Source organism: Stenotrophomonas maltophilia (assembly GCF_047782825.1).
Taxonomy (GTDB): Bacteria; Pseudomonadota; Gammaproteobacteria; order Xanthomonadales; family Xanthomonadaceae; genus Stenotrophomonas.
This window is the reverse complement of sequence record NZ_CP180589.1, coordinates 532,672-544,683: the sequence shown is the minus strand read 5'-3', so window position 1 is coordinate 544,683 and position 12,012 is coordinate 532,672. Positions and strand designations below refer to the sequence as shown.

General features: G+C 68.0%; 9 protein-coding genes. 3 read left to right on the top strand and 6 right to left on the bottom strand.

From position 1 onward, the window contains the following. Nucleotides 1-38: 38 nt before the first annotated feature. Nucleotides 39-1,232 (bottom strand): MFS transporter, encoded by a 1,194-nt coding sequence (locus tag ACM2ZB_RS02540; RefSeq protein ID WP_416057298.1) that lies wholly within the window; start codon nt 1,230-1,232, stop codon nt 39-41. A 93-nt stretch (nt 1,233-1,325) separates the two neighbouring features. Between ACM2ZB_RS02540 and ACM2ZB_RS02535 the strand changes: the two genes are divergently transcribed. After that, nucleotides 1,326-2,255 (top strand): LysR family transcriptional regulator, encoded by a 930-nt coding sequence (locus tag ACM2ZB_RS02535; RefSeq protein WP_416057297.1) that lies wholly within the window; start codon nt 1,326-1,328, stop codon nt 2,253-2,255. Nucleotides 2,256-2,311: 56 nt separating this feature from the next. Here the strand turns inward: ACM2ZB_RS02535 and ACM2ZB_RS02530 are convergent, their stop codons facing one another. Then, nucleotides 2,312-3,769: an amidohydrolase family protein gene (locus ACM2ZB_RS02530; protein WP_416057296.1), complete on the bottom strand. Its 1,458-nt coding sequence runs from the start codon at nt 3,767-3,769 to the stop codon at nt 2,312-2,314. 52 nt (nt 3,770-3,821) lie between these two features. Then, complete coding sequence (locus ACM2ZB_RS02525; protein ID WP_416057295.1) at nt 3,822-4,523, bottom strand: ankyrin repeat domain-containing protein; 702 nt, start codon at nt 4,521-4,523, stop codon at nt 3,822-3,824. Between the two features lie 119 nt (nt 4,524-4,642). Between ACM2ZB_RS02525 and ACM2ZB_RS02520 the strand changes: the two genes are divergently transcribed. Then, a complete protein-coding gene (locus ACM2ZB_RS02520; protein ID WP_416057294.1) occupies nt 4,643-5,524 on the top strand; it encodes a LysR substrate-binding domain-containing protein in 882 nt (293 codons plus the stop codon). 766 nt (nt 5,525-6,290) lie between these two features. Here the strand turns inward: ACM2ZB_RS02520 and ACM2ZB_RS02515 are convergent. Continuing rightward, complete coding sequence (locus ACM2ZB_RS02515) at nt 6,291-7,451, bottom strand: amidohydrolase family protein (RefSeq protein ID WP_416057293.1); 1,161 nt, start codon at nt 7,449-7,451, stop codon at nt 6,291-6,293. A gap of 172 nt (nt 7,452-7,623) precedes the next feature. On the opposite strand from ACM2ZB_RS02515, the gene ACM2ZB_RS02510 reads away from it, so the two are divergent. Then, nucleotides 7,624-8,265 carry a hypothetical protein gene (locus tag ACM2ZB_RS02510; RefSeq protein WP_313442787.1) on the top strand — a complete coding sequence of 214 codons (642 nt, stop codon included), beginning with the start codon at nt 7,624-7,626 and terminating at the stop codon, nt 8,263-8,265. A gap of 28 nt (nt 8,266-8,293) precedes the next feature. Here the strand turns inward: ACM2ZB_RS02510 and ACM2ZB_RS02505 are convergent, their stop codons facing one another. Both ACM2ZB_RS02505 and ACM2ZB_RS02500 read right to left on the bottom strand, forming a co-directional pair. Then, a complete protein-coding gene (locus tag ACM2ZB_RS02505; RefSeq protein ID WP_416057292.1) occupies nt 8,294-8,965 on the bottom strand; it encodes a hypothetical protein in 672 nt (223 codons plus the stop codon). A 114-nt stretch (nt 8,966-9,079) separates the two neighbouring features. Beyond that, entirely contained in the window at nt 9,080-11,806 is a 2,727-nt protein-coding gene (locus ACM2ZB_RS02500) for a TonB-dependent receptor plug domain-containing protein (protein ID WP_416057291.1), read from the bottom strand. Between the last annotated feature and the right edge of the window lie 206 nt (nt 11,807-12,012).

Genomic DNA, 12,012 nt, shown 5'->3' with positions numbered 1-12,012 from the left:
TCTGCAGGTGCAGCGCTGCAAGCCCTGCCGAACCACCCTTACTTCAAACGCAGGAGCAGGCTGCCGCCAGCACACCCCACCGCCAGCCACGCCACGCCATGCCACCCCCACTGCGCCAGCGCCAGGCTGCCCAACGCACCACCCGCCGCCATCCCGATGAACATGCCCGTGAACAGCAACGCATTGAGACGGCTGCGGGCCGGCGGCACCAGGCCGTAGACCAGGGTCTGGTGCGCCACCAGCGCCGACTGGAAACCGAAATCGAACAGCAACGCACTCACCACCAGCAACGGCAGCAGCGCGGCGGTCGGCAACCAGCTGTCGGCCAGCAGCAGGCCAAAGCCCACCAGCGCCACGGCAATCGCCAGGCGAGCGACTGCGTGGCTGCCCAGACGGTCGGCAAAGCGACCCGCGAACGGCGCTGCCAGCGCGCCGGCTGCACCGGCAATGCCGAACGCCCCCGCGGCTGCGCTGCCCAGGCCCAGCCGGGCATGCAGCATCAGCGCCAGCGTCGACCAGAACGCACTGAATCCCACCGCCAGCAGCGACTGGCTGGCCACGGCGCGGCGCAGCTGCGGCTGCTCGCGCCACAGGTGCAGCAGCGAGGCCAGCAGCGCCGGATAGCGCAATGTGCTGGTCGCTGCGAAGCGCGGCAGCGCCTTGGCCATCACCGCGCCCATCGCTGCCACCGATACCGCCGCCAGCACGAACTGCGTGCGCCAGCCCCAGGCTTCGGCCACCACGCCGCTGACCACCCGCGACAGCAGGATGCCCAGCAGCAGGCCGGTCATCACCCGGCCCACGATCTGCCCGCGCTGTGCGTCCGGGGCCAGTACTGCGGCGGCGGGGACGATGTCCTGGGCCAGCGTGGCCATCAGGCCCACCAGCAGGCTGGCCATCAACAGGCCCGGCAACTGGCCTGCCATGGCCGCGGCGGCCAGGGCCAGTGACAGCAGCACCGACTTCAGCAGGATCAGGTGGCGCCGGTCGAAGCGGTCACCCAGCGGGGCCAGCAACAGGATGCCCATCGCGTAACCCAGCTGGGTCAGGGTCGGCACCAGGCCAACGCCACGGTCGCTGGCGCCCAGGTCCTGTGCGATCAGTCCCAGCATCGGCTGGCTGTAGTAGAGGGATGCCACCGAGAAGCCGGCGCCGGCCGCCATCGCCAGCACCAGCGGGGCGGAAGGCGCGGCGGTGGACGGGACGGTCACGGAAACAGAGGGGCTGGACATGGGGAGCTCCGGGGGAGGAATGGCGCATAGACTGCGCTTATTCGCCATGCGCCTGTAGTAGGCTGCAACACATACTTTTCATACGCCAAACGCATGAACGATCTCCCCGCCGGTGCTGATCGCCTGGACCTGCTGCGCACGTTCCTGCGCATTGTCGATGCCGGCAGCCTGTCGGCGGCGGCCACGCAGCTGGGCACCACCCAACCCACGGTCAGCCGCCGCCTGCAGGCCCTGGAGCGCCAGCTCGGCCTGCGCCTGCTGCAGCGATCCACCCACGGCCTGCAGCTGACCGAGGACGGCCAGCGCTGCCAGCGCCACGCGCAGCGGGTGATCGACGAATGGGAAGCGCTGCAGGCCGAACTGCATGGTGAGGCGCAGGTGCTGCGCGGGCGCCTGCGGGTGATGGTGCCGCACGCGTTCGGCCAGGCCCAGCTGCTGCCGCCCATGCTCGACTTCCTGACCCGGCACCCGCAGCTGAGCCTGGAATGGATCCTGGAGGATCATCGACCGGACTTCATCGCCGAAGGCATCGACTGCGCGGTGCGCGTCGGTCCCGTCGACGAGCCGCGCATGGTCGCCCTGCCCTTGGCCGAGGTGCCGCGCATCGTGGTGGCTGCACCCGGGCTGGCCGATCCAGCAGCGGTACGCAGCCCGGAACAGGCGCAGGCACTGCCATGGATCGCGCTGGCCACCTACTACCGCGAACGCCTGCTGCTGCACGACGCGCAGGGGCATGCGCATACGCTGTCGATCAACCCGCGCCTGCTCAGCGACAACCTGTTCGTGGTGCAGCGCGCTGCCGTGGCCGGACTGGGCGCGGCGGTGGTATCGGCCTGGCTGGTGGCCGACGATCTTGCCGCCGGGCGCCTGGTGCAGCTGTTGCCCGAGTGGCAGGCACCGCCGCTGCCGGTGCATCTGGTGTTTCCGGCGGCGCGCCAGCAGCCATTGCGCCTGCGTGCCTTCATCGATGCAATGAAGGCCGCACTGCCGCAACTGCATGGCATGCGGCCAGCGCTGCGTTGAAACCTCTCAAGGGTCAGATCCCTTTCCATCGGAAAGGGCGCTGACCCCACCAGCAATCACTTCGCCTTCGCCGCCTCGGCATTCCACGCGGCCACCTTGGCCTTGGTATCGGCCAGCATCTTGTCCAGCGCCGCGCGGTCATACACGGTGCCGCGCAGGATCACGCTGTCGATCTTCTCCGTTGCCGCGATGTCCTGCAGCGGGTTGGCGGTCAACAGCACCAGGTCTGCCGCCTTGCCCGTGGCCACGCCACCGTAGCGGTCCATCTGGCCGAACCAGGCCGGGCCGGAACGGGTGGCCGCCGACAGCGCCTGCGGCGCGCTCAGGCCTTCCTTCACGAACAGCTGCAGTTCCTGGTGCAGGGCAATGCCGGGGAAGTTGTACGAATTGAGGAAGCCCGCATCGGTGCCGGCGATGATCGTCACCCCGGCTTCCTGCAGCAGCGGCAGCACCGACGCCACCTGGTGGTACTGCGCATGGCGCGCTTCGATCTGCGACGGGGTGGCCTTGGCCGCACGATCCACGCGCCATTGGTAGGTCGCGCGCAGGCCCGGGCCGATATAGGCCAGGTAGGGATCGTTGGCGTGGTTGTCCTGGTCGAGGAAATCGAGGATGCGCCCACCATTGAGCGTCGGCGTCACGAACACACCGCGCTTGGCGAAATCACGGTAGGCATGCATCGCGGTGTCGTGGTCGAAACTGGCATCCAGACGGCGGTTGGCTTCAGCGCGATCAATGCGGCCAGCGCCGAAATCCGCGGCAATCTGTGCTTCGTCCTTGCTGCCGGCCTTGAAGGCATAGTCCAGGTGTTCGATCGAGGCCAGGCCGGCATCGACGGCCTGTTCCACCGTCAGCGCCATCGGAATGTGGCCCGATGCCTTGAAACCGGCCTTGCGCGCGGCACTGGCCGAATACAGGAACAGCTCCGGCGTCAGCGTGCTGTCGGTGATCTTCACGAAGTCGACCTTGTCGTGCTGCAGGCGGGTGATCGCCTTGTCCACGTCCGCCTCGCTGCCAACTTCGATGGTGCCCTTCCACACCGGCTTGATGCCTTCGATCTTCGCACCGGAGCTGAGCAGGCGCGGCCCGAACAGGCTGCCATTGGCGATCTCGCCACGCCACTGCAGGACCTGTTCGGGCAGGTCACCCGAGCAGTCACGCACGGTGGTGATGCCGTGGGCGATGTACAGCGGCAGCAGCGCCTTGTTCTCTTCGATCAGGGCCGGGCCACCACCGAAGTGCACATGCATGTCCCACAGGCCGGGAATGAGGTACTTGCCCTGCGCGTCGATCTGGCGGCTGGCGCTCCACTGGCTGCGCAGCTGCGCGTCCGGCCCCACCGCGACGATGTCATCACCCCGGATCACCACGCTCTGCCCCGGCAGGCTGCGCGCGTGTTCGACATCGACCACGGTGGCATTGCGGATCAGCAGGTCCGCACGTTCGGCCGCGGACGCCGACAGCGGCGCAACGGCAAGGAGGATCGCAAGGGACAACGGACGGGACGGGAACATGGACAGCATCCTGATGGGCACGACCAGCGTGCGATGTGGAAGGGATGGGAATTCAGCGGCGCGCACCGGCGCGGCGCAGCAGGGTTTCGATTTCGATGAAGCCACGCTGGCGGGCATGCGCCAACGGCGTCACGCCATCGCCATCGGCCAGTTCGGGGCTTGCCCCGGCATCCAGCAGCAGCTGCACGATCTGCACGTGGCGCGGGCCACCATCGCCCAGCAGGATCGCCTCCAGCAGCGCGGTCCAGTGCAGGCGGTTGACATGGTCTACCGCCACGCCCGCGCGCAGCAACGTACGCACGGTGGCCACGTGGCCGCGTTCGGCGGCCGGTATCAGTGCGGTGCCGCCGTAACGGTTGGTGCTGCGCAGGTCCGCGCCATGGGACAGCGTCAGCGCCAGGATCTCATCCAGCCCGCGCGCGCCGGCATACAGATAGGCACTGTCCTGCATCGCATCCTTGGCGTTGACGTCGGCACCGGCTTCGATCAGCTCACGCGCCGCATCCACGTTGTTGCCATGGGTCGCCAGCAGCAGCGCCGTGCGCCCGTTGCCATCGCGGCCATCCAGGTCGGCGCCATCGTCCAGCGCCTGCCGCACCGCCGTCGCATCGCCACGGGCAGCGGCATCGCGCAGACGTTCATCGGTGGTGCTGGCCGCGCCGGGCGTGCAGGCCGGCATCACCATCGCCAGCAGGCACAGCAGCAACAGGCGCCCCATCGGGGCGGGCCAGTGACGGCGGCGATGGATTCGCATCTGGGTCTCTCCTGTGCGGCCGGCCTGTGGGCCATGCCGTTGCGACCGGGCGCCGTGCTTGCCGCCCCCTGCCCTGCATGGTAGAAGTCGCCACGTGCATCCAGAAGTGAAATGTTCAAATGCAAGACAGTGCCAAATCGAATAGGACCCTGTTCGAACTGGACCTGCTGCGCGCCCTGGTGATGGTGGCCGACTGCGGCAGCTTCACCACCGCCGCAACGCGCCTGCATTCGACCCAGTCCACCGTCAGCCAGAAGATACGCCGGCTGGAGGAACTGGCCGGGCATCGTCTGCTCGAACGCGGCCACCGCGATGTGCACCCCACCGATGCAGGCCACACCCTGCTGGGCTACGCGCGGCGCATGCTCGACCTGAACGAGGAAATGGCCCAGGCCTTGGCCGGCGCAACCGTGGAAACAGCGGTGCGCATCGGCGTGCCCGAGGATTTCGTCAACGCCCAGACCACGCGCATGCTGGCCGCCTTCAGCCGTCGCCATCCGCAGGTGAAGCTGGAAATCAGCAGCGGCCTCAGCCGCGACCTTGCCCATGGTTTCGACCATGGCGAGCTGGACCTGGTGCTGGTCAAGCAGCGCCGCAACACGCGCCAGGCCGTGCATTGCCGTCGCGAGCCGATGCACTGGATCGACAGCCTGCGCAGCAGCAGCCTGCAGCACGATCCACTGCCGCTGGTGACCTTCCCACCACGCGGGCTGTACCGCGACGAGATGATCCACGCGGTGGAAGCACTGGGCCTGCGCTGGCGGATCGCGTTCACCAGTTCGTCGTTGAGCGGGATCCAGGGCGCGGTGGCCGACGGCATCGGGATCAGCCTGCTGCCGCGCCGCGCGGTGACCCGCGAGCATCGCATCATCGACGGGGAGCGGGATCTGCCGGTGATCGACAACTACGAACTGGGGTTGCTGCACCGGCCGGATGCCGATGATGCCGTACGAGCGCTGGCGGCAGAACTCTGGCGGCAAGTGCAGCGGGAGCGGGAGTAGCCGGCAGGGCTGCGCCCTGCGCCTGCCGAAGCAACGTCAACGTCAACGTCAACGTCAAAGGCGGGCATTCCGTGGGATGGCGGGGTGGGTCCGGTTGAGGGGGACGCCGTAAACCCCCCTCCGGGGTCCGGCCCAGCCGCCGGCGGCTGTGCGTTCGGGCGATTGCGAAGCAGTGCTTCGCAAGCAAAACGCCCTCACCCATGGGGGCTTGGTCGCGGCTTGCTCGTGTGCGCTGTCCTGCGCACACGGCAAGACCTGGGTTGGGCATCCTGCCCAACCCGCCCGAGGCATGCCTCGGGCCCATGCCGCTCACACCCCCTCAACCGGACCCACCCCGCCTTCGACAGGCTGCCGCGATCTGTCACAGCACGGGGTCGGATCCCGTTGCTGCGCAACGGGCTCCGACCTCAATTGAATTTCGATATCTGATGGAAAAATCGTGTCGACCAAGGTCGACACCTACCAATAGCAGCAAAGGGCGTTACCAACCGCCGCGGAGATCTGTCGGGGGTGGGGCGGTGTGGGTGGGCAGGACCGCAGGCGCCATGGGCTCGAGGCATGCCTCGGGCGGGTTGGGCAGGATGCCCAACCCCGGTCTTGCCGTGTGCGCAGGACAGCGCACACGAGCAAGGCGCCTACGAGCCCCCAAGGATGGGTTTACGGCGTGTCCTGCCCACCCACACCGCCCCGCCCAACACAAAGAAAACCAGCGCCGCTTTTGAAGTTGACGTTGATTCGGCAGGTGCAGGGCTGCAAGCCCTGCCGACTAGACCCACCGCCCCTGGACAACCACACGCCGTTCGCCCGGCACACCCGCCACCGCCGCCGCGCCGTGATCCGCCCGCACCGCCACGAACGTCGCCGGCAACCCCTCGCCAATCCCATACTCCGGCAACCCCAGCACCGCCGCCGCATGCGTGGTCACCATCTCCAGCGCCAGCTTCAGGTCCGCATCCGTGTAGAAACCGGACCGGTACCCCAGCAGCATCGCCCGCTGCAGCAGATCACCATTGCCATACGGCCACCAGCAATCGCGGATGTTGTCGTTGCCCGCGAACACCCGCACCCCCGCATCGTGCAGCGCGCGCAGCGGCGGGAACGGGTGGTCGCCCGGGGCATTGCTCATGATCGCCACACCCGCCGTGGCCAGCGCTTCACCCACCTGCAGCGCGCGGGCCAGGGGCACGTCGCCCAGCGAGTACGCATGGCTGACCGCTACCCTGCCCTGCAGGCCTGCGGCACGCGTGCGCGCGGCAATGCGCAGCAGCTGGGCCAGGCCGGTTTCGCCGGGTTCGTGCAGGTGGATGTCCAGGCGCACGCCGTAGCGTTCGGCCAGGCCGAACAACAGGGCCAGCTGGCCTTCGGCATCACCATCCAGAGTGGTCGGGTCGATCCCACCCAACACCTCCACGCCGGCCGCGAGGGCCTCTTCCAGCACCGCCGCGCTGCCCGGGCACGACATCACCCCGGCCTGCGGGAACGCTACCAGCTGGATCTGCATGATGTCGGCACAGCGCTGCGCGGCTTCGCGCACGGCCTGCAGATGGCGCAGGCCGGTGCTGCCGTCAATGTCCACATGGCAGCGCATCGCCACCGTGCCAAAGCCACTGCACTGGCGGATCAGCGCTTCGGCGCGGTCGACCATTGGTGCGGCCGCAGCCACCGCGGCCTTCTCCACCGCCAGGCGCTCGCGCAGGGTGGCCACCGGCTGGTGTGGATGCCAGCGGTCGCCGACGAAGCTCTTGTCCAGATGGATGTGGCCATCGACCAGCCCGGGCAGCACGCTGAAGCCCTGCAGATCGACCGATTGCGCGCCTTCGGCCGGGCCGGTCGCGGCGTTGAGGCCCTCGATGCGGCCATCGCGGATGTGGAAGTGCAGCGGGATACCGTCACGATCGACGCCGCCATGGACGAACTGCAGGGTCATGCAAGACTCCCGGAAAACCAACAGGGCCCCATCCTGCGCCGCAGGATGCCCATCGGCCAACGAAATATCTGGATGCCTCGTATTCACCAGGGCGATGAACGGCCCACCGCCCCGCACGCCCCCGACACGCCTGAACAGGTAACATAGGCACCTGTTTCCGCTGTGATGCCGCATGGGCCCGTCCGACCGCCACGATCGTCTCCGCCGCTGGCAGGCCGCATCCCTGTTGGCCGCCGCCCCGATCGCCAGCCTGTCCGCCACCGATGCGGGTGCCACCACGCCCCTGCAGACGCCGCCGGGCCAGCAGCGCATCGCGCCGTCGGCACTGGTGGAGTTGCTGCACCAGCGCGTGCTGTCGGGACCGAGCGCCACCGGCACCCTGGAAAGCTGGTGCGCCGAACATGGCCTGGCCGCGCAGGCCCGCGTGCGCGCAGTGCGTGTGCATGGCCAGGACAAGCCGGCCCCGGCCGATGTGCTGCAGGCGCTGGGCGTCACTGCGGGTACGCCGCTGCGCTACCGCCGCGTGCAGCTGGCCTGTGGCAGCCGCGTGCTGTCCGAAGCGGACAACTGGTACCTGCCCGACCACCTCAGCCCGGCGATGAACCAGGTGCTGGACAGCACCGACGAGCCGTTCGGCCGTGTGGTGGGCCCGCTGGGCTTCCAGCGCCAGACCCTGGCCGACCAGACCTTCTGGCCGCCGCGCGGTGAAGGCGACCATGGCGTGATCCTGGAAGTGCGCGCCCTGCTGCGCGACCGCCAGCAGCAGCCTTTCAGCTACGTGATCGAGTCGTACAGCGTGCAGGCGCTGCCGTAGGCGTCGCCTGCATCGGCCGCACCTGGCGCTACCGGGTGTTGATGCCGTTGGCCGCCGGGTCGGTGGAAAACACGAAACGGCCGATCGATTGTCCGCCCTTGGCCTGTACGAACTCGCCACTCATGAAGGCGTACTGCGGCGCCGCGCTGTCCTCGCCGAATGCCTTGATCCAGTTGCCGAAACCATCGGCGTTGCGGCTGTGGATCTCCCCCATGCACAGGCTGTAGCCGCACGCGAACGAGTCCAGCACCATGTCCGGCCCCAGCGTGCGCGTGGCCGCAGCGCGGTACAACGCCGTCAGGTCCTGTGCATCGGGATTGCGCGCGGCATCGTGCTCGAACTGCTGCAGCGCCTGTGCATAGGCCTCGCTGGACGCGATGACCTGGCCGGCACTCTCGTCGGACATCGCGCCGTCGTTCATCAGCGCGCGCTCACCGTCCAGGAAGCCGCGGGTGGTGGGCACGGCGCTGTTGGCCGCCAGGGCCGGCGAGGCGGCACCGACGGCGTTGGCCGCCGCCTGCCCCGGCGCCTGTGAACCCGGGCCGGGCGTGTCGCGCAGCGGCGCGGCGGAGGCTGCCGGTGCTGCAACCGCCGGCGTGGTGCCATCCTCCGCGCTGGCGGGCGGCGCGGCGGAATCGGTGCGGCTGCAGCCTGCGGCCACCAGCAACAATCCCACCACACACAGCTGTCCTGCCTTCATGTCGATCGTCCTTCCATGGAATGACTGCAGCATGCCAGCTTGCGCGGCGCGGTACATGTGCGCCGCACAAAGAAAAGCCCGGCAATGCCGGGCCTTTCGTTTGCAGCGGGGTCTTCAGCGGAACCGGTAATCCAGTTCCACCCAGAACTGGCGACCGTAGGGATCGTAGTTGCCTACCGGATAGAACGGCCATCCACCGCCGTTGCGGTCCGCAGGTGGGCGGCTGTTGCGCAGGTTGTTGACGATCACGCCCAACGACAGGTTTTCGCCGAACTGGCGGAACACGCTGGCGTTGTAGGTCATGTACGGTGCAATGCGGCCGCTGCCATCGCTCTTGGGCAGCGAACCGTAGCGGTTGCCGTAGAGGGTGGCGGTCCAGTCCCCCTGGTTCCAGGTGATGCTGCCATTGGCCTTGCTGCGCCACTGCCAGTCATCGAGCGAATTGCGGATGTCACGCACCTCGTCATCGGCGAACTGCTTGTACTCGTGCTCCAGCACCAGGGTGTAGGCCAGGCGCGTGGTGAAGCGACCGAAGCGGCCGGCATCGAAGCGCCAGTTGCCTTTCAGGTCCAGGCCGCGCACCGATTCGGACGCGGCGTTGATCGGATTGATCAGCACGCGGGTGACCTGGTCGGGCTGCACGGCGGCGTTGGACGGGTTGCGGACCACGCGGGCCAGCGCGTCCTGGCACAGCGGCGATGCGATGTCGCGCGCTTCTCCGCCCAGCGTGCTGCCCAGCCGGCAGTCCGCCTCATCGCGCAGGATGCGGCTGGTATCGAGGTTGGTCACTTCGTTGTCGATGCGGATATCGTAGTAGTCGGCACTGAAATCCAGGCTGGCGATCGGCGACCAGACCACGCCGAAGCCGTAGGACTTGGCGGTTTCCGGCTGCAGCTGCGCATTGGCACGGTTGGTGTAGTCGATCGAAAGGCCGCTGAAATCGCAGTCGTCGTAGGCCTGGCCGGCACTGCGGCAACGCCAGTAGTCGGTCATGCCGGGGTTGTAGCCACGGGTTTCAGTGGCGAACACATAATTCATGTCCGGTGCGCGGAAGCTGGTGGCCGCGCTGGCGCGCACCAGCAGGCTGTCGACCGGGCGGAATTCCACGCCGAAGCTCCAGGTGGCCTTGCCGATGTGCTCGCCGCCCGCCCGGTACTGGTCGTAGCGACCGGCCAGGGTGGTGGTCAGCGATTGCAGCAACGGCAGCTGCAGTTCCACGCCCAGCGCGTAGCGGTCACGTTCGCCGCCGGCACCGACGCCGGCACTGGTGTTCCAGAACTCACCGGTGCCCAGACGCGGGTCGGGGCTGTTGCGGTAGCCCTGGCTGCCCGCTTCCACCACCGCCGCCAGTGCGGCATCACCGCCAGGCAATGCGAACAGGCGCCCGTTCACGCTGGCACTGAAGGTCTGCAGCCACGCAGCGTTGCGGCTCTCCTGGTAGCCGGACAGACCGGCGTATTCGTCCGCCGACAGCGGCTGGTACAGACGCGAGGGGTCAGGTGCGTACACCTCAACGCCATCGCGCAGGCCCAGCTGCGGCCCCAGCAGGTATTCGTTGATGCCAGCCAACAGCACCGGTCGCTGCGTGCGGTTTTCGTAGCGCGAGCGGCTGTAGACCGCTTCATAGTCCCAACCGCTGTCGCCGATCTGCCCGCGGGCGCCGACATTGAACGACCACGACTGTTCCAGGAAGCGATTGGCGTTGCGCTGCAGGCCGCCCACTTCCTCCGGTGCGAAGCGCCGGTACCAGCTTTCCAGCGCGCCGGTGTTCTGGTTGTAGAAATAGTTGCGCGACGAGGTCCAGGTCGGTGCGCGGGTGTTGTTGTAGATCTTCGCGCTGCCCACGGCCAGATCGGCGAACAGGTCGGTGTGTTCGTCCAGGTGGAAGGTCAGCAGGCCGTAGCCATCCAGGTTGCGCTTCTCGGTCTGCACGGTCCAGTAGCTGGCCGCCGCTTCGTTGCTGCCGCAGTAGTTGCCCAGCCGCGGGTTGTTGGCGCGGAACACGCTGCCGCCATAGATGCCCGACGCCGCATCGCAGCCGTCCACGCCCGGGTCGATGTAGCGACCGCTGCCGGCATTGCGCCGATAGGCCACGGCGGTGGCCAGCGGGTCGATGCCACGCGGGTCGTCATCCAGCGAATCCATGAAGTCGCGCTGGCGCGCATGGATGGCCTTGCGGATTCCCAGTTCGAAGCCGAACACGCCTTCCCAGCGCTCACCGGCACCGCCGCCAACGATCTGCACGCGCTGGTTGTCACCGCCGCCCTGCTCTGTCCCGCCGGCGCGCACGTTGATGTCCACGCCTTCGTAGCGTTCCTTGAGAATGATGTTGACCACGCCGGCGATGGCATCGGAGCCGTACACCGCCGAGGCCCCGCCGGCCAGCACTTCGATGCGTTCGATCAGCGCGCTGGGGATGTTGGCCAGGTTGACCACGTTCACCGAGCCTTCGTAGGCCAGCGGGTAATCCGACTGGCGGCGGCCGTTGACCAGCACCAGGGTGCGGTTGGGGCCCAGGCCGCGCAGGTTGATGGTGTTGGCGGCTGGCGTGAAGGTATTGCCGAAATCCTCGCCCTGCACGTTGCCGGTGTTCTCGGTCAGCGCGCTGAGGGCATCGAAGGCATTGCGGTAGCCCTGCGCATCGATCTGTTCGCGGCTGATGACGGTGACCGGCGACGGCCCTTCGACACTGGCACGGGGAATACGCGAACCGGTGACCTTCACTTCCTGCAGCGTGGTGGGTGCGCTTTCCTGCGCGAAGGCCGGCAGCGAGGCCAGCATCAGGGACGACAAGGCGAACGCCAGCGGACGCGGGCGCAGCGCCTGGGGGGAGGCGGACATGGGCTTCCTGGGAGATGGGTGGGTGGTGCGGGAGCGCGGCGGCAGCTGCGCGCTTCGCGTCCCGTACGCACAGTGTCCTGAACGGATGGTTTCAGCGGAAATGACCAGCCCTGATGGCCTTATGCCTGAACCGACTCAGACCCTGCGCCCCAGCGCCGACGCAATTACAACTTTTTTCATGGGAAATCGGGCGCGCAGCCCGGATC